This window comes from Streptomyces sp. NBC_01276, assembly GCF_041435355.1.
Lineage (GTDB): Bacteria > Actinomycetota > Actinomycetes > Streptomycetales > Streptomycetaceae > Streptomyces.
Map to the genome: position 1 here is coordinate 6,441,093 of NZ_CP108442.1, position 18,976 is coordinate 6,460,068.

10 protein-coding genes and 3 rRNA genes are annotated in these 18,976 nt (G+C 67.8%); 8 read left to right on the forward strand and 5 right to left on the reverse strand.

All coding sequences use genetic code 11. The features are described from left to right. Position 1: 1 nt before the first annotated feature. The gene (locus tag OG295_RS29065; protein ID WP_371679568.1) at positions 2–697 is read right to left on the reverse strand and encodes a M15 family metallopeptidase; all 696 of its coding nucleotides are present in this window, start codon (positions 695–697) and stop codon (positions 2–4) included. Positions 698–714: 17 nt separating this feature from the next. Between OG295_RS29065 and OG295_RS29070 the strand changes: the two genes are divergently transcribed. After that, positions 715–1,224 (forward strand): NUDIX domain-containing protein, encoded by a 510-nt coding sequence (locus OG295_RS29070; RefSeq protein ID WP_371679569.1) that lies wholly within the window; start codon positions 715–717, stop codon positions 1,222–1,224. Positions 1,225–1,284: 60 nt separating this feature from the next. Here the strand turns inward: OG295_RS29070 and OG295_RS29075 are convergent, their stop codons facing one another. Together OG295_RS29075 and OG295_RS29080 are read right to left on the reverse strand one after the other, a co-directional pair. Further along, a complete protein-coding gene (locus OG295_RS29075; protein ID WP_371679570.1) occupies positions 1,285–1,845 on the reverse strand; it encodes a hypothetical protein in 561 nt (186 codons plus the stop codon). 139 nt (positions 1,846–1,984) lie between these two features. After that, the gene (locus OG295_RS29080) at positions 1,985–4,333 is read right to left on the reverse strand and encodes a TIM-barrel domain-containing protein (protein WP_371679571.1); all 2,349 of its coding nucleotides are present in this window, start codon (positions 4,331–4,333) and stop codon (positions 1,985–1,987) included. A 211-nt stretch (positions 4,334–4,544) separates the two neighbouring features. Here OG295_RS29080 and OG295_RS29085 point away from each other — a divergent pair, with 211 nt between their 5' ends. Then, positions 4,545–6,521: an acetoacetate--CoA ligase gene (locus tag OG295_RS29085; RefSeq protein WP_371679572.1), complete on the forward strand. Its 1,977-nt coding sequence runs from the start codon at positions 4,545–4,547 to the stop codon at positions 6,519–6,521. A 58-nt stretch (positions 6,522–6,579) separates the two neighbouring features. Next, a complete protein-coding gene (locus tag OG295_RS29090; protein ID WP_371679573.1) occupies positions 6,580–7,488 on the forward strand; it encodes a hypothetical protein in 909 nt (302 codons plus the stop codon). Positions 7,489–7,558: 70 nt separating this feature from the next. Here the strand turns inward: OG295_RS29090 and ptsP are convergent, their stop codons facing one another. Both ptsP and OG295_RS29100 read right to left on the reverse strand, forming a co-directional pair. Beyond that, on the reverse strand, positions 7,559–9,229 hold the full coding sequence (gene ptsP / locus OG295_RS29095; RefSeq protein WP_371679574.1) for a phosphoenolpyruvate--protein phosphotransferase: 1,671 nt from the start codon (positions 9,227–9,229) through the stop codon (positions 7,559–7,561). A 74-nt stretch (positions 9,230–9,303) separates the two neighbouring features. Next, the gene (locus OG295_RS29100) at positions 9,304–9,753 is read right to left on the reverse strand and encodes a PTS glucose transporter subunit IIA (RefSeq protein ID WP_371679575.1); all 450 of its coding nucleotides are present in this window, start codon (positions 9,751–9,753) and stop codon (positions 9,304–9,306) included. Positions 9,754–10,502: 749 nt separating this feature from the next. Here OG295_RS29100 and OG295_RS29105 point away from each other — a divergent pair. The 5 genes from OG295_RS29105 to OG295_RS29125 all read left to right on the forward strand — a co-directional run bounded on the left by OG295_RS29105 (position 10,503) and on the right by OG295_RS29125 (position 18,954). Further along, positions 10,503–12,027: ribosomal RNA gene (locus OG295_RS29105) — 16S ribosomal RNA — on the forward strand. A 285-nt stretch (positions 12,028–12,312) separates the two neighbouring features. Then, positions 12,313–15,435 (forward strand): 23S ribosomal RNA (locus OG295_RS29110). A 74-nt stretch (positions 15,436–15,509) separates the two neighbouring features. After that, positions 15,510–15,626: ribosomal RNA gene (gene rrf, locus OG295_RS29115) — 5S ribosomal RNA — on the forward strand. Together the 16S, 23S and 5S rRNA genes form the textbook arrangement of a ribosomal RNA operon. A gap of 137 nt (positions 15,627–15,763) precedes the next feature. Continuing rightward, a complete protein-coding gene (locus OG295_RS29120; RefSeq protein ID WP_371679576.1) occupies positions 15,764–16,354 on the forward strand; it encodes a CDP-alcohol phosphatidyltransferase family protein in 591 nt (196 codons plus the stop codon). 101 nt (positions 16,355–16,455) lie between these two features. Next, positions 16,456–18,954: a sugar phosphate nucleotidyltransferase gene (locus tag OG295_RS29125; RefSeq protein WP_371679577.1), complete on the forward strand. Its 2,499-nt coding sequence runs from the start codon at positions 16,456–16,458 to the stop codon at positions 18,952–18,954. Positions 18,955–18,976: the final 22 nt, after the last annotated feature.

Below are 18,976 nucleotides of genomic sequence, written 5' to 3' on the forward strand. Positions count from 1 at the left end.
CTCAGGGCCGCCCGGCGGCGACAGACACCGGAACGTCGAATGCCGTGTCCGGGAAGACCTCGGGCCGCAGCGTGAAGTGCCACCACTCCTCGGGCAGGTTCACGAACCCCTGTGCCCCCAGCACCCGCTCCAGCAGCCGCCGGTTCGCCCGCGCCGCCGCCGTGACCTCCGGGGAGTCCGTGTGCGAGGCCGGACCGAAGAAGTCGAAGGACGTCCCCATGTCCACCTCCCGGCGGGCGGGCAGCGCGACCAGCGTCACGTCGACCGTACTCCCGCGGCTGTGCGCCGACTTCGCCGCGATGTACCCCTCCGGGATCAGCCGGCCCTTGTCCACCTCCGGGTAGTACTCCGCCTTCGCCGTCGGGTCGTCCGGCTCCCCGGCCCAGCGCACGAACCGGTCCACCGCCCGCTGCGGCCGGTAGCAGTCGTACACCTTCAACGCGTACCCGCCGCGCAGCAGTTCCCGCTGCGCCCGGCGCAGGGCCTCGGCGGCCGGCCGGGCCAGCAGGCACACCGGCTCCGCGTAACCGTCCACGACCGCACCCGTGAAGTTCCGCGGGCCCGCGTACCGCATGTCCTCGCCGATGCCCGGATCCACGTCCCGCAACGCCACGAACCCCGCGAGCCGGCCCTCCGCGCCCGCGGGCACCGCCAGCCCGGCCAGCACCGCGGCGACCACCAGCATCCTCATGCCCATTGGAATACCATCGCCGCATGCCGGCACAGCTGAAGGACTCGCACTGCTCCACCTGCGGAGCCCTGTTCGACACCGCGTCCTGGCCCCGGACGTGCGCCGCCTGCGGCGCCGTCACCTACCGCAACCCGCTCCCGGTCGCGATCGCCCTGCTCCCCGTCGAGGACGCCTCCGGCACCGGCCTGGTGGTCATCACCCGCACCATCGAACCCGCCCTCGGCGGCGTCGCCCTGCCCGGCGGGTTCGTGGACTTCGGCGAGGACTGGCGGGAGGCGGTCGTCCGCGAACTCCGCGAGGAGACCGGCATCGAGGCCCCGGCCGGCGAGGTCGCCCTGGCCGACGTCCTCAGCTCCCCGGCCGGCCACCTGCTCGTCTTCGGCCTCCTGCCGCCCCGCCCGACGTCCGCCCTGCCGCCCTCGGCCGCCACCGACGAGACGACGGGCTGGCACGTCCTGCGCGCACCGGCCGAACTGGCCTTCCCGCTCCACACCCGGGCGGCGGCCGCCTGGTTCGCGGGTCAATACACCTAGGCCGCGTCGCGTCCGGCCGGCCACCGCATCCACCCGCCGCGCGGCCGGCGCGCAGGGGTCCTACACGGGCAGGTCCATCACCAGTGACGCCAGCGTCACCACGCCCACCACCGTGCAGGCGACGACCGCACCCCGCGCCCACAGCGCCCGCGCCGGAACGGGCCGCGCGCGCAGGTACGCCCCCGCCAGCAGCGGGAGCACCGCGCTCAGCGCCGTCCAGGCCCAGACGTGCCCGAAGCCCGGCAGGGCCTCCGGCCGGGTCCCGAGCCACCGGTGGACGAGCAGGGCGGGCGGCACCGACAGCGCGGCCACCAGGACCGCGACCGCGACCGGCTCCGGCCACGCGCTCAGCCGGGCCGTCCAACGGCCCAGCACCGCAAGGGGTTTGACGAACAGCAGCCCGTGCAGGAACCCCGCCGCGACGGCGGTCACCGCCGTCAGCCCGAGCTCCGCGAACGACCCGCCCGAGGGCTGCCCGGTGACCAGGAGCAGCGCCCACACCGTCACCAGCTGCCAGGCACCGACCACCTCCGCACCCGGCGCCAGGTCCCGTCTGCGCACCCCGCCCAGCAGGCGTCGGTTCGCTGCGCGGGGCCGCGTCGTGGTGCCGGCTAAGACCATCACTGACTCCCTGTCCGATCGGGGCGGCAGGCCCGCCGCCGCCCCACAGGCTGTCCCGCCGGCCTATAGCGCCGCTATACCGTTTCCGGCACCGCCCGCCCTACGGCCCGTCGCCCGCCCGCCGCCCGCCCGCCGCCCCTCACAGCCCCCGCAGCTCGACGCCGCGCACCGTCGCGCCCGCCTCGTCCTCCACCACCACCGCGTCCCCGGCCCACCGCACGGTGTACCGCTCGACCTCGCCCGCCTCGAACCCCGGGCCCGGGTCCCGGATGACCACCCCGCCGCCCGTCCGGCCCCGGGCCGGGGCCCACGCCTCCAGCCCCACCGTCCCGTCCCGGCGCCGTACCGGCAGCACCGCCCCCGCCCGCGCCAGCACCGGAGTCCGCCCCGGCGGGGCGTCCAGCAGCACCTGCGCGGGCCCCTCGTGCGCCGCCCCCGTGGCGGTGTCGTACCACCGCCCGCGCGGCAACCGCACCGCCCGCCGGTCCGCCCCGCACTCCAGGACCGGCGCGACCAGCAGCGCGTCCCCCAGCAGGAACGCGTCCTCGCAGTCCCGCAGCACCCGGTCCTCCGGGCACCCCCACCACAACGGCCGCACGTACGGGGCCCCGGTCCGCCGCGCCAGGTGGGCCAGCGTCACGAAGTACGGCCGCAGCCGCTCCCGCTCCGCCAGCACCTCCGCGGCCCGCTCCGCCACCTCCGGCCCGAACTCCCACGGCTCGCGCCGGCCCGCCCAGATCGCCGAGTGCGTCCGGAACAGCGGCAGGTACGCCCCCAGTTGCAGCCACCGCAGGTACAGCTCCGGTGACGGCGACCCCCCGAAGCCGCCCACGTCGGGCCCCGAATACGGCACCCCGCACAGCCCGAGGCCCAGCACCAGCGCCAGCGAGGCCCGCAGCCCGTCCCAGCCGGACTCCACGTCTCCGGACCACGTGCCCCCGTAGCGCTGCATCCCCGCCCACCCCGACCGGGAGAACAGGAACGGCCGTTCCGCCGGCCGCAGCCGCACCAGACCCTCCCACCCGGCCCGCGCCATCGACAGCCCGTACACGTTGTGCCCGGCCCGGTGGTCCCCGCCCGCCCCCTCCAGCACGTGCCGGGCCGACCGCGGCAGCGTCGCGTCCCCCCACGGCGCGAACGAGACCGGCTCGTTCATGTCGTGCCAGAACCCGGCGAAGCCCTGACCGAGCCGCTCCCCGTACAGCCCGCCCCACCACTCCCGCACCGCCGGATCCGTGAAGTCCGGATAGGCGCACTCGCCCGGCCAGACCTCCCCCCGCACCTCCCGCCCCCGCGCGTCCCGCACGAACGCCCCGTGGTCACCGACCGCCAGCCCCGCGGCGTGCACCGCGTCCCCCGCCTTCACCGCCGGATCCACGATCGACACCAGCCGCACCCCCCGCTCCGCCAGCTCCGCCGCCAGCCCCGGCAGGTCCGGGAACGCCTCCCGGTCCACCGTGAACACCCGGTGCGCGTCGTAGTGGTCGATGTCCAGGTGCACGGCCGACAGCGCCAGCCCCCGCTCCGCGTACCCGTCCACCACCCGCCGCACCTCCGCCGCGCTCCCGAACCCCCAGCGCGCGTGCTGGTACCCCAGGGCCCACTCGGGCGGCACAGCCGCCGCGCCCGTCAGGCCCGCCCACCCCTGGAGCACCCGCGCCGGTGTCCCCACCAGCACCCAGCACCGCGCCGGGCCGCCCTCCATGCGCAGCTCGCCGGCCCCCGGCCGGTCCGGGCCCGAACCGGCCCCCTCCTCACCGCCGCGCAGCGCCACCCGCCCGTCCCAGGTGTTGTCGTAGAACGCCAGGTGCGTCCCGGCGTCCGCGACCACCATCTGCACCGGCATCGTGATGTACAGCGGATCGGTGTCCGGCCCGAACCCGCCCTTCGGGTCCGTGTTCCACAGCCGGTACTCCCCGTCCCGCAGCCGCGGCCCCCGCGCCCGCCCGCCCAGCCCGAAGAACCGCGCGTCCGCCGGCACCTCCGCCCGCTGCAGCCACCGGGACCCGCCCTCGGCGGGGCCCGTCACCGGATCCCACCAGCGCGGCGGCAGCTCCCGCCGCAGCACCGCCCCGCCCGGGGTCCGCACCTCCACCGCCCCGTGCCGGGACACCGCCACCGTCACCCGCTCCGACACCACCCGCCAGCCGCCGCCCGTGTCCGGCTCCAGCACCGCCCGCGGATCGGGCTCCGGCCCGCCGCCCACCACGGCGTACGAGGGCGTCGGCTCCGCCCCGTCCCAGCCCCAGAACACGGCCCCGCCCACGGTCACCCGTACCAGCAGCTCGGAACGGGCGAACCGCAGCACGCCCCCGCCCGGCCGCGCCTGCGTCCCCGCCAGCAGTCCCGGCACCCGCGCCCGTTCCGCACCGCGGCGCGGGAGCCCCTCGACGTCCGCCCGCCGATGGCTCCAGGCCGAGCGCCAGGCCCGCCGCCCGCGCGACGTACCGATCTCTTTCACCGCACGCACCAGATCACGACCGTCCATGCCGCTCACCCTGCCACCGGCCTCCCGGCCCGCGGGGTGCGTTCAGCTTCCGTTCACCCGGAAAACGATCACAGCCGACCGCCCGGGACAGCTCTGGTGCGGATGTCGATCACATGGCATGGTCCCTGTGAGCCGCCGCGCACACACCCACGCGGCGGTGGCACCGTACGCACACGAAGCGCGATCCACAGACTCGACCGGGAGCCGACCCATGACCTCAGCCACTCAGCCGGAACCCCTCTGGTCCCCGAGCCCCGACCGGATCGCCGCGGCCCGCGTCACCGCCTTCCAGGCCTGGGCCGCGGACCGCTTCGGCGCCCCCGCCGACGGCGGCTACCCGGCCCTGCAGCGCTGGTCCGTGGACGAGCTCGACACCTTCTGGCAGGCCGTCGCCGAGTGGTTCGAGGTCCGCTTCACCACCCCCTACGAGTCCGTCCTCGCGGACCGCTCCATGCCCGGCGCCCGCTGGTTCACGGGATCCACCCTCAACTACGCCGAGCACGCCCTGCGCGCCGCCGAGGACCCGGCCCGCGCCGCGGACCCCGCCCTGCTCCACGTCGACGAGACCCACGAACCCACGCCCGTCACCTGGGCGGAACTGCGCCGCCAGGTCGGCTCGCTCGCCGCCGAACTGCGCGCCCTCGGCGTCCGCCCCGGCGACCGGGTCAGCGGCTACCTCCCCAACATCCCCGAGGCCGTCGTCGCCCTCCTCGCCACCGCCGCCGTCGGCGGCGTCTGGACCTCCTGCGCCCCCGACTTCGGCGCCCGCAGCGTCCTCGACCGCTTCGAGCAGGTCGAGCCGGTCGTCCTGTTCACCGTCGACGGCTACCGCTACGGCGGCAAGGAGCACGACCGCCGCGAGACCGTCGCCGAACTGCGCGACGGGCTCCCCTCGCTGCGCGCCGTCGTCCACATCCCGCTGCTCGGCACCCCCGCCCCCGAGGGCACCCGCCCCTGGTCGGAGCTGACCTCCGCCGACACCGAGCCCGTCTTCGAGCCGGTCCCCTTCGACCACCCGCTGTGGATCCTCTACTCCTCCGGCACCACCGGCGCCCCCAAGGCGATCGTGCAGTCCCAGGGCGGCATCCTCCTGGAGCACCTCAAGCAGCTCGGCCTGCACTGCGACCTCGGCCCCGAGGACCGCTTCTTCTGGTTCACCTCCACCGGCTGGATGATGTGGAACTTCCTCGTCTCCGGCCTGCTGACGGGCACCACCGTCGTCCTCTACGACGGCAGCCCCGGCTACCCCGACACCGGCGCCCAGTGGCGGATCGCCGAACGCACCGGAGCCACCCTCTACGGCACCTCCGCCGCCTACGTCATGGCCTGCCGCAAGGCCGAGGTCCACCCCTCCCGGGACTTCGACCTCTCCGCCGTGAAGTGCGTCGCCACCACCGGCTCCCCGCTCCCGCCCGACGGCTTCCGCTGGCTCCACGACGAAGTGGCCGAGGACCTCTGGATCGCCTCCGTCAGCGGCGGCACCGACGTGTGCAGCTGCTTCGCCGGCGCCGTCCCCACCCTCTCGGTCCACATCGGCGAACTCCAGGCGGCCTGCCTCGGTACGGACCTCCAGGCGTGGGACCCCGCGGGCAAGCCGCTCACCGGCGAGGTCGGCGAACTCGTCGTCACGGCCCCCATGCCGTCCATGCCGATCCACTTCTGGAACGACCCCGACGGCAGCCGCTACCGCGACAGCTACTTCGAGATGTTCCCCGGCGCCTGGCGCCACGGGGACTGGATCACGATCACCGACCACGGCTCGGTGGTCATCCACGGCCGTTCCGACTCCACCCTCAACCGGCAGGGCGTCCGGATGGGCTCGGCCGACATCTACGAGGCCGTCGAACGCCTCCCCGAGATCAAGGAGTCCCTGGTCATCGGCCTGGAGGAGCCGAACGGCGGCTACTGGATGCCGCTCTTCGTCCACCTCGCCCCCGGCGCCGTCCTCGACGACGCGCTGCGCAAGAAGATCGCCGCCACCATCCGGGAGCAGCTCTCCCCGCGCCACGTCCCCGACGAGGTCATCGAGGTCCCGGCCGTCCCGCACACCCTGACCGGCAAGCGCATCGAGGTCCCCGTCAAGCGGCTCCTCCAGGGCACCCCCCTGGAGAAGGCAGTCAACCCGGGCTCGGTCGACAACCCGGACCTGCTCGCCTTCTACGAGGAGCTGGCCCGCACCCGGAAGTGACTGTCAGTGCCCGCGATTACTCTGAGTGAGCAAGCTGTCGCACCACTCAGGGGGAACCATGAAGGGCACACCGGACACCTCGCGCACCACCCGTGACATCAACGGCACGCTGCGCCGCGAGGTCCCCAGCACCGTCGGCCTCCTCGCCGACCCCGGGGACTTCGCGGCCATGCGCGACTACCGCAGCTTCTGCTTCGACCACCACGACGCCTACGCCGACTACCTCCGCCACGTCGACGCCCTGCTCCGCACCCTCGCCGCCGAAGGCGTCCACACCACCGTCGCCCTCTTCGACCCCGAGGAGTACGCCGACTACTGCGCCGAACACGGCCTCGACCCGGACACCGCCGCGGCCCGCACCCGCTTCACCGCCGGACTGGGCGGCCCCGGAGGCCTGCCCTACACCGGCCAGCCCGTCGAGGAACTGGTCCCCCTCCTCGTCGACGCGTCCCTCCGGCAGGCGACCAGGGAGTACGCGGGCATGCTCCTCGCCCGCGCCGGAGAATGCGCCGACTGCGGCACCGACATCGGCCGCGCCTCCTTCGAACGGGCCACCGCAATCCTCCGGCGGCTCCTCGCCGTGGCCGGCCCCGGCCACCACCACCTCGTCTGCAGCGTCCCGGCCCCGGACGAACAGCTCCTCGCCGTCCTCCACGCCGAAGCACCCGACGACCCCTGCGGCCCACCCCGGATCGAAAGCCCGGAAGGCCTCGAATTCGTGACCGTCCTCGCCGCCGGCCTCGCCCTCGGCGCCTCCGGGGGACTGGTGCTCCGCAGCACCACCGAGGGCTTCCGCGACCGGGTCCACGGCTGGCGCCTCGACCGGGGCCGCCTGATCGCCCTCAACGCCGCCTCGGTCTTCGACGCCTACTGCACCGACGCCGACACCGGCGAGCCCGTGGCACCCGAACCGGGCGTCGAATACTGCCCGGGCTACGAGGTGGACCTTCCCGACCCCCACCACTGACCGCCCCCGCACACGACCGAGGGGCCCCCGCCACCGGCGAAGGCCCCTCGATCGATCACACACGCCACGGCTACTCGCCGGACAGCACCGCCTGGGCCGCCGCCCGGGCCTCATCCGCGCTGTCCGTCGCACGCGCGGCCGCGGCCGCGCGCTCGCACTGCGCGAGCGTGTACTTGGCGAGCGTCGCCCGCACGTACGGAATCGAAGCGGCACCCATGGAGAGGGAGGTGACACCCAGACCCGTCAGCACACAGGCCAGCAGCGGGTCCGAAGCGGCCTCACCACAGACACCACAGCTCTTGCCCTCCGCCTTGGCGGCCTCGGCCGACATGGAGATCAGGTCGAGCAGCGCCGGCTGCCACGGGTCCTGGAGCCGAGACACCGCACCCACCTGACGGTCGGCGGCGAAGGCGTACTGCGCGAGGTCGTTCGTACCCAGCGACAGGAACTCGACCTCCTGCAGGATCGAGCGCGCCCGCAGCGCGGCGGAGGGGATCTCCACCATCGCACCGAACTTCGCCCGCAGACCGGCCTCGCGGCAGGCGTCGGCGAAGGCCTTGGCGTCCAGCCGGTCGGCCACCATCGGGGCCATGACCTCCAGGTACACCGGAAGGCCCTCAGCCGCCTTGGCCAGCGCGGTCAGCTGCGTGCGCAGCACGTCCGGGTGGTCCAGCAGGGTGCGCAGACCGCGCACGCCCAGGGCCGGGTTCGGCTCGTCGCCCGGCGTCAGGAAGTCCAGCGGCTTGTCGGCGCCGGCGTCCAGCACCCGCACCACCACACGGCCCTCGGGGAAGGCCTCCAGCACCTTTCGGTACGACTCGATCTGCTTCTCCTCGGACGGCGCCTTCTTGCTGTCGTCCAGGAACAGGAACTCCGTGCGGAACAGACCCACACCCTCGGCACCGGCCTCCACGGCCGCCGGCACGTCCGCCGGACCGCCGACGTTGGCCAGCAGCGGCACCTTGTGACCGTCCGAGGTCGCGCCCGGACCGGAGGAGGCGGCCAGCGCCGCCTTCCGCTCGGCGGCCGCGGCCTCCAGCTCGGCCCGCTTCTCCGCGGTCGGCTCGACGAACAGGTCACCCGTGCTGCCGTCGACCGCGATGACCGTGCCCTCGGCGATCTCACCGGCACCGGGCAGCGCCACGATCGCCGGCACGCCCAGCGCACGCGCCAGGATCGCACTGTGGCTCGTCGGGCCGCCCTCCTCGGTCACGAAACCGAGGACCAGCGCCGGGTCGAGCAGAGCGGTGTCGGCGGGCGCCAGGTCCCGGGCGATCAGCACGTACGGCTCGTCACTGTCCGGCACGCCCGGCATCGGAACGCCCAGCAGGCGCGCCACGATGCGGTTGCGCACGTCGTCCAGGTCGGCCACCCGCCCGGCCATGTACTCGCCGGCCCCCGCGAGCAGGTCGCGGTAGGAGGCGAACGCGTCGTAGATACCGCGCTCGGCCGTGCTGCCGACGGCGATCCGCCGGTCCACGTCCGCCATCAGCTCGGGGTCCGTGGCGATCATCGCCTGGGCCTCCAGCACGTGCTGAGCCTCTCCACCGGCCAGCTGGCCGCGCGCGATCAGGTCGGCGGACACAGCCTCCACGGCCTGACGGGCGCGCCCCTGTTCGCGTCCCGCCTCGTCCGCGGTGATCTGCCTGGCCGGCGGTTCGAGAACCGCCGTGCCCATGTGCCGAACCTCGCCGATCGCCACACCGTGGCTCACGCCGACGCCTCGCAGCGTTGTCTCCATTTCACCCGTCTCCGATTGAGCGGCGGGCCCTGCCGCCGCGGTGGATGTCCGACTCGCCCGTACGGGCGGACGCGTCACTGCCAGCCGAAAAGGACGTCGTCGGCCTTGACGTCCCCCGACTCGACGACGTCGGAGAGGGAGTCGGCGGTCGCTTCGAGCGCCACGACCGGACAGACCGGGGACTTGCCGGCGGCCTCGACGGCGGCGGGGTTCCAGCGGATGACCGTCTGGCCGCGCGTGACGGTGTCGCCCTTGTTCACGAGCAGCTCGAAGCCCTCGCCGTTGAGCTGGACGGTGTCGATCCCGAGGTGCGTGAGCACACCGTGGCCCTCACCGTCGACTACCACGTACGCGTGCGGGTGCAGAGAGACGATCACACCGTCCACGGGCGCCACCGCCTCCGAGGGCTCGCGCACGGGATCAATAGCGGTGCCCGGTCCCACCATCGCGCCGGAGAACACCGGATCGGGCACTGCCGCGAGTCCGATGGCACGCCCGGCAAGTGGGGACGTCACGCTGGTCATGGGGGCCTCCCAGGGGTGGGGCTTCTTCGTGTCGCCGTCACTACCTGTCGCGAACGGCGTACTCTCGGAAGGATATGTCACAGGATGTTCGGGTTCGCCCGATGTGGTCCCGCTCCGGGCTGACCCTTCGGCACGGAGACTAGTGGACTAGACCGGTGGACTAGACCATACGCGTGAATCGATTTGCTTGGGCACCACGGGGCCTGTACTGTCGTGACTCCCGCCAGGACGTGTCGTGTGAACTTCTCGCGAACAACCGATGGACGGGACTCCTCCTCCAGCAGTGCAACTCTCAATCTCCATACTTTCCGCGTGCCCTTTCGGTAAACGGACGGTGGTCGGAGAGACGGAAATCCACTGCTAGAGTTTGGATCGCCGGAAAGGGAAAGCGCGAAAGCGCAGAACCTCGAAAGCGCCGAGGGAAATCGGACACGAAAGAGTCTGATAGAGTCGGAAACGCAAGAACAACAGAACGAAAGCCCGGAGGAAAGCCCCAGTAAGTGTTACTGAGGGTGAGTACAAAGGAAGCGTCCGTTCCTTGAGAACTCAACAGCGTGCCAAAAATCAACGCCAGAAGTTGATACCCCGTCCACTTCGGTGGATGAGGTTCCTTTGAAAAAGACCTGTGAGGTCGCCTTCGGGTGATGCTTGCAGGCAACCAAACACAGCGAGGACGTTGTGGCGCGTCGGTCATATTCCGACATGACGTGCCCGCTCTAAGTGTGTGTTGACCCGATTACGGGTAAACATTCATGGAGAGTTTGATCCTGGCTCAGGACGAACGCTGGCGGCGTGCTTAACACATGCAAGTCGAACGATGAAGCCCTTCGGGGTGGATTAGTGGCGAACGGGTGAGTAACACGTGGGCAATCTGCCCTTCACTCTGGGACAAGCCCTGGAAACGGGGTCTAATACCGGATAACACTCCTGCCCGCATGGGCGGGGGTTAAAAGCTCCGGCGGTGAAGGATGAGCCCGCGGCCTATCAGCTTGTTGGTGGGGTAATGGCCCACCAAGGCGACGACGGGTAGCCGGCCTGAGAGGGCGACCGGCCACACTGGGACTGAGACACGGCCCAGACTCCTACGGGAGGCAGCAGTGGGGAATATTGCACAATGGGCGAAAGCCTGATGCAGCGACGCCGCGTGAGGGATGACGGCCTTCGGGTTGTAAACCTCTTTCAGCAGGGAAGAAGCGAAAGTGACGGTACCTGCAGAAGAAGCGCCGGCTAACTACGTGCCAGCAGCCGCGGTAATACGTAGGGCGCAAGCGTTGTCCGGAATTATTGGGCGTAAAGAGCTCGTAGGCGGCTTGTCACGTCGGATGTGAAAGCCCGAGGCTTAACCTCGGGTCTGCATTCGATACGGGCTAGCTAGAGTGTGGTAGGGGAGATCGGAATTCCTGGTGTAGCGGTGAAATGCGCAGATATCAGGAGGAACACCGGTGGCGAAGGCGGATCTCTGGGCCATTACTGACGCTGAGGAGCGAAAGCGTGGGGAGCGAACAGGATTAGATACCCTGGTAGTCCACGCCGTAAACGTTGGGAACTAGGTGTTGGCGACATTCCACGTCGTCGGTGCCGCAGCTAACGCATTAAGTTCCCCGCCTGGGGAGTACGGCCGCAAGGCTAAAACTCAAAGGAATTGACGGGGGCCCGCACAAGCGGCGGAGCATGTGGCTTAATTCGACGCAACGCGAAGAACCTTACCAAGGCTTGACATATACCGGAAAGCATTAGAGATAGTGCCCCCCTTGTGGTCGGTATACAGGTGGTGCATGGCTGTCGTCAGCTCGTGTCGTGAGATGTTGGGTTAAGTCCCGCAACGAGCGCAACCCTTGTCCTGTGTTGCCAGCATGCCCTTCGGGGTGATGGGGACTCACAGGAGACCGCCGGGGTCAACTCGGAGGAAGGTGGGGACGACGTCAAGTCATCATGCCCCTTATGTCTTGGGCTGCACACGTGCTACAATGGCCGGTACAATGAGCTGCGATACCGTGAGGTGGAGCGAATCTCAAAAAGCCGGTCTCAGTTCGGATTGGGGTCTGCAACTCGACCCCATGAAGTCGGAGTCGCTAGTAATCGCAGATCAGCATTGCTGCGGTGAATACGTTCCCGGGCCTTGTACACACCGCCCGTCACGTCACGAAAGTCGGTAACACCCGAAGCCGGTGGCCCAACCCGTAAGGGAGGGAGCTGTCGAAGGTGGGACTGGCGATTGGGACGAAGTCGTAACAAGGTAGCCGTACCGGAAGGTGCGGCTGGATCACCTCCTTTCTAAGGAGCACAGTACCGATTGCAGACAAATGTTCTGCACGGTCAGCTCATGGGTGGAACGTTGATTATTTGGCGCCAGACGATCTGATGATTCTCAAGTACTGCTTCGGCGTGGAAAGAGGATACGGACGAGGTCTGGTGCCTGGCACGTTGTTGGGTATCTGAGGGTACGGCCGTAAGGTCTTATCTTCGCGATGCCGGCCCCAGTGAACCTGGTCCTTAGGGATGAGGGTGATGGGTGGCTGGTCGTTGCTTGAGAACTACACAGTGGACGCGAGCATCTGTGGCCAAGTTTTTAAGGGCGCACGGTGGATGCCTTGGCACCAGGAACCGATGAAGGACGTGAGAGGCCGCGATAGGCCCCGGGGAGCTGCCAACTGAGCTTTGATCCGGGGGTGTCCGAATGGGGAAACCCGGCAGTCGTCATGGGCTGTCACCCATGCCTGAACACATAGGGCATGTGGAGGGAACGAGGGGAAGTGAAACATCTCAGTACCCTCAGGAAGAGAAAACAACCGTGATTCCGGGAGTAGTGGCGAGCGAAACCGGATGAGGCCAAACCGTATGCGTGTGATACCCGGCAGGGGTTGCGCATACGGGGTTGTGGGAATTCTTTTGATCGGTCTGCCGGCCGGTCGGCGAGTCAGAAACCGTTGATGTAGTCGAAGGACATGCGAAAGGTCCGGCGTAGAGGGTAAGACCCCCGTAGACGAAACATCAGCGGCTTGCTTAAGAATCTCCCAAGTAGCACGGGGCCCGAGAAATCCCGTGTGAATCTGGCGGGACCACCCGCTAAGCCTAAATATTCCCTGGTGACCGATAGCGGATAGTACCGTGAGGGAATGGTGAAAAGTACCGCGGGAGCGGAGTGAAATAGTACCTGAAACCGTGTGCCTACAAGCCGTGGGAGCGTCGCTCATTGGGTTTACCCAATGGGTCGTGACTGCGTGCCTTTTGAAGAATGAGCCTGCGAGTTAGCGGTGTGTAGCGAGGTTAACCCGTGTGGGGAAGCCGTAGCGAAAGCGAGTCCGAATAGGGCGATTGAGTTGCACGCTCTAGACCCGAAGCGGAGTGATCTAGCCATGGGCAGGTTGAAGCGGAGGTAAGACTTCGTGGAGGACCGAACCCACCAGGGTTGAAAACCTGGGGGATGACCTGTGGTTAGGGGTGAAAGGCCAATCAAACTCCGTGATAGCTGGTTCTCCCCGAAATGCATTTAGGTGCAGCGTCGTGTGTTTCTTGCCGGAGGTAGAGCACTGGATAGGCGATGGGCCCTACCGGGTTACTGACCTTAGCCAAACTCCGAATGCCGGTAAGTGAGAGCACGGCAGTGAGACTGTGGGGGATAAGCTCCATGGTCGAGAGGGAAACAGCCCAGAGCATCGACTAAGGCCCCTAAGCGTACGCTAAGTGGGAAAGGATGTGGAGTCGCAGAGACAACCAGGAGGTTGGCTTAGAAGCAGCCACCCTTGAAAGAGTGCGTAATAGCTCACTGGTCAAGTGATTCCGCGCCGACAATGTAGCGGGGCTCAAGCGTACCGCCGAAGTCGTGTCATTGCAGCAATAGGGCCAACGCCCGCTGTGATGGGTAGGGGAGCGTCGTGTGCCGGGTGAAGCAGCAGCGGAAGCTAGTTGTGGACGGTTCACGAGTGAGAATGCAGGCATGAGTAGCGATACACACGTGAGAAACGTGTGCGCCGATTGACTAAGGGTTCCTGGGTCAAGCTGATCTGCCCAGGGTAAGTCGGGACCTAAGGCGAGGCCGACAGGCGTAGTCGATGGACAACCGGTTGATATTCCGGTACCCGCTTTGAAACGCCCAATATCGAATCAGGCGATGCTAAGTCCGTGAAGCCGTTCCGGACCCTTCGGGGAAAGGAAAGTGGTGGAGCCGACGAACCAGACTTGTAGTAGGTAAGCGATGGGGTGACGCAGGAAGGTAGTCCAGCCCGGGCGGTGGTTGTCCCGGGGTAAGGGTGTAGGCCGAGGGGTAGGCAAATCCGTCCCTCATTAAGGCTGAGACCTGATGCCGAGCCGATTGTGGTGAAGTGGATGATCCTATGCTGTCGAGAAAAGCCTCTAGCGAGTTTCATGGCGGCCCGTACCCTAAACCGACTCAGGTGGTCAGGTAGAGAATACCGAGGCGTTCGGGTGAACTATGGTTAAGGAACTCGGCAAAATGCCCCCGTAACTTCGGGAGAAGGGGGGCCATCACTGGTGATCGGACTTGCTCCGTGAGCTGGGGGTGGCCGCAGAGACCAGCGAGAAGCGACTGTTTACTAAAAACACAGGTCCGTGCGAAGCCGTAAGGCGATGTATACGGACTGACGCCTGCCCGGTGCTGGAACGTTAAGGGGACCGGTTAGTGACCTTTCGGGGTTGCGAAGCTGAGAACTTAAGCGCCAGTAAACGGCGGTGGTAACTATAACCATCCTAAGGTAGCGAAATTCCTTGTCGGGTAAGTTCCGACCTGCACGAATGGCGTAACGACTTCTCGACTGTCTCAACCATAGGCCCGGTGAAATTGCACTACGAGTAAAGATGCTCGTTTCGCGCAGCAGGACGGAAAGACCCCGGGACCTTTACTACAGTTTGATATTGGTGTTCGGTTCGGCTTGTGTAGGATAGGTGGGAGACTTTGAAGCCGTGACGCCAGTCATGGTGGAGTCGCCGTTGAAATACCACTCTGGTCGTGCTGGATGTCTAACCTCGGTCCGTGATCCGGATCAGGGACAGTGTCTGATGGGTAGTTTAACTGGGGCGGTTGCCTCCCAAAGGGTAACGGAGGCGCCCAAAGGTTCCCTCAGCCTGGTTGGCAATCAGGTGTTGAGTGTAAGTGCACAAGGGAGCTTGACTGTGAGACCGACGGGTCGAGCAGGGACGAAAGTCGGGACTAGTGATCCGGCGGTGGCTTGTGGAAGCGCCGTCGCTCAACGGATAAAAGGTACCCCGGGGATAACAGGCTGATCTTCCCCAAGAGTCCATATCGACGGGATGGTTTGGCACCTCGATGTCGGCTCGTCGCATCCTGGGGCTGGAGTCGGTCCCAAGGGTTGGGCTGTTCGCCCATTAAAGCGGTACGCGAGCTGGGTTTAGAACGTCGTGAGACAGTTCGGTCCCTATCCGCTGTGCGCGTAGGAATATTGAGAAGGGCTGTCCCTAGTACGAGAGGACCGGGACGGACGAACCTCTGGTGTGCCAGTTGTCCTGCCAAGGGCATGGCTGGTTGGCTACGTTCGGGAGGGATAACCGCTGAAAGCATCTAAGCGGGAAGCCTGCTTCAAGATGAGTATTCCCACCTCCTTGAGAGGGTAAGGCTCCCAGTAGACGACTGGGTTGATAGGCCAGATGTGGAAGCCCGGTAACGGGTGGAGCTGACTGGTACTAATAGGCCGAGGGCTTGTCCTCAGTTGCTCGCGTCCACTGTGTTAGTTCTGAAGTAACGAACCGTGTCCATGCCCGGTTGGTCAACTTCATAGTGTTTCGGTGGTCATAGCGTTAGGGAAACGCCCGGTTACATTCCGAACCCGGAAGCTAAGCCTTTCAGCGCCGATGGTACTGCAGGGGGGACCCTGTGGGAGAGTAGGACGCCGCCGAACAATCATTGTGGGAAAGCCCCGCACCTTATGGTGCGGGGCTTTTCTGCGTTCAGGGGCCGGTCGGTCCGCTCGTGGACTCCTGTAGGGTCAGGGGGCAGCGATTCAACCATTTCTAGCGTCACAGTGGAGGCCCCCGGGTGGAGGTCCAGGAGACTCGGGTTCAGACTGACCGAATTTTCACCATTCCGAACATCCTGAGCATGGCTCGCCTCGCCGGCGTACCCCTGTTCCTCTGGCTGATCCTGGAGGGCTACGACGGGTGGGCGCTGGCCGTCCTCATGTTCAGCGGGATCAGTGATTACCTCGACGGGAAACTCGCGCGACGCTGGAATCAGATCAGCAATCTGGGGCGGCTGCTGGACCCCGCCGCGGACCGCCTCTACGTCCTGACCACGCTGTTCGGGCTGACCTGGCGCGGGATCCTGCCCCTGTGGCTGACCGGGCTGCTGCTCGCCCGTGAGGCAATGCTGCTGGTCATGGTGTGGATCCTGCGTCGGCACGGCTATCCGCCGCCCCAGGTGAACTTCCTCGGCAAGGCCGCCACCTTCAACCTGATGTACGCCTTCCCGCTGCTGTTGCTGAGCGACGGTACCGGCTGGTTGGCCTGGACGGCGTCCGTTTTCGGATGGGCGTTCGCGGGTTGGGGTACAACGCTCTATTGGTGGGCAGGAATCCTATACGTGGTGCAGGTCCGCCGTCTCGTGAAGGCGGATGCCACGGCCGATTGAGCTCGCTCGGCGCCGGTACTGACGCGGAGGAGTAGCGGAGTCACCGTCCGGGACGGGTGAGGTCGGCCAGACCGTCATCTCTCTAGGAGGACTCTTCCGACATGAAGGCCGTCGTGATGGCCGGTGGCGAAGGTACGCGGCTTCGCCCCATGACCTCAAGCATGCCCAAGCCGCTCCTGCCGGTGGCGAACCGGCCGATCATGGAGCACGTGCTGAGGCTGCTGAAGCGGCATGGACTCAGCGAGACCGTGGTCACCGTCCAATTCCTGGCGTCACTCGTCAAGAACTATTTCGGTGATGGCGAGGAGCTCGGAATGGAGCTCACCTATGCCAATGAGGAGAAGCCACTCGGCACCGCCGGCAGCGTGAAGAACGCCGAGGAGGCCTTGAAGGACGACACCTTCCTGGTCATCTCCGGTGACGCGCTGACGGACTTCGACCTCACCGATCTCATCAACTTCCACAAGGAGAAGGGCGCACTGGTCACGGTGTGCCTGACCCGGGTGCCGAACCCGCTGGAATTCGGCATCACCATCGTGGACGAGGAGGGGAAGGTCGAGCGCTTCCTCGAGAAGCCGACATGGGGGCAGGTGTTCTCGGACACCATCAACACCGGCATCTACGTGATGGAGCCGGAGATCTTCGACTACGTCGACGCCGACGTCTCCGTCGACTGGTCCGGTGACGTCTTCCCGCAGTTGATGAAGGAAGGCCGGCCGATCTACGGCTACGTGGCCGAGGGCTACTGGGAGGACGTCGGCACGCACGAGAGCTACGTCAAGGCACAGGCCGACGTACTCGAAGGCAAGGTCCAGGTCGACATGGACGGCTTCGAGATCTCCCCCGGCGTGTGGATCGCCGAAGGGGCCGAGGTGAGCCCGGACGCCGTCCTGCGCGGGCCGCTGTACATCGGGGACTACGCCAAGGTCGAAGCCGGTGTGGAGATCCGCGAGCACACGGTCATCGGGTCGAACGTGGTCGTCAAGAGCGGCGCCTTCCTCCACAAGGCCGTCGTGCACGACAACGTGTACATCGGGCCGCACAGCAACCTGCGCGGCTGCGTCATCGGCAAGAACACCGACATCATGAGGGCCGCCCGGATCGAGGACGGGGCCGTCATCGGTGACGAGTGCCTGGTGGGCGAGGAATCGATCGTCCAGGGCAACGTGCGCGTCTACCCCTTCAAGACCATCGAGGCCGGCGCGTTCGTCAACACCTCGGTGATCTGGGAGTCGCGCGGCCAGGCCCACCTCTTCGGTGCCCGCGGGGTCTCCGGGATCCTGAACGTCGAGATCACCCCGGAACTGGTGGTCAAACTCGCCGGGGCCTACGCGACGACCCTGAAGAAGGGGGCCATCGTCACCACGGCCCGTGACCACTCCCGAGGCGCGAGAGCACTCAAGAGGGCCGTGATCTCGGCCCTCCAGGCCAGCGCCATCGACGTGCGCGACCTGGAGAACGTACCGCTGCCCGTCGCCCGGCAGCAGACCGCCCGAGGAGCCGCCGGCGGGATCATGATCCGGACCTCTCCCGGGGTGCCGGACTCGGTGGACATCATGTTCCTCGACGAGCGGGGCGCGGACCTCTCGCAGGCGCAGCAGCGCAAGCTGGACCGGGTCTACGCACGCCAGGAGTACCGCCGCGCCTTCCCCGGCGAGATCGGCGACCTCCAGTTCCCGTCGAGCGTCTTCGACTCGTACACGGGCTCGCTGCTGCGCCGGGTGGACACCACCGGCATCGCGGATTCCGGCCTCAAGGTGGTCGTGGACGCCTCCAACGGCAGCGCCGGACTCGTGCTGCCCAGCCTGCTGGGCCGGCTCGGGGTGGACGCGCTGACGATCAATCCCGGCCTCGACGAGTCGCGGCCGACCGAGACCGCGGAGTCCCGGCGGGCCGGACTGGTGCGGCTCGGGGAGATCGTGGCCTCGGCGCGGGCTGCCTTCGGCGTGCGCTTCGACCCGGTGGGCGAGCGGATCTCGCTGGTGGACGAGCGAGGGCGGATCATCGAGGACGACCGGGCGCTGCTCGTCCTGCTCGACCTGGTCGCCGCCGAGAAGCGCAGCGGCAAGGTCGCGCTGCCGGTGACCACCACACGGGTCGCCGAGCAGGTCGCCGCCTACCACGGCACGCAGGTGGAGTGGACGACGACCTCGCCCGACGATCTGACGCGGGTGGGCCGTGAGGAGACCACGATCTTCGGCGGCGACGGCCGGGGCGGGTTCATCGTCCCGGAGTTCAGCAGCGTCTTCGACGGATCGGCGGCGTTCGTACAGCTGATCGGACTGGTCGCGCGCACCCAGCTCACCCTGAGCCAGATCGATGCCCGCATCCCGCGGGCGCACGTGCTCAAGCGGGACGTGCCGACGCCGTGGGCGGCCAAGGGGCTCGTCATGCGGCGGGTCGTGGAGGCGGCCGGCGACCGGCAGGTGGACACCACGGACGGCGTGCGCGTCGTGGAGACCGACGGACGGTGGGCCCTGGTGCTGCCGGACCCGGCGGAGGCCGTCACCCACCTGTGGGCCGAAGGACCCGACGACGCTTCCGCGCAGGCCCTGCTCGACGAGTGGGGCGCGGTCGTGGACGGTGCCGGGGAGCACTGACCGCAGGCCGGCCCCGTAGGGC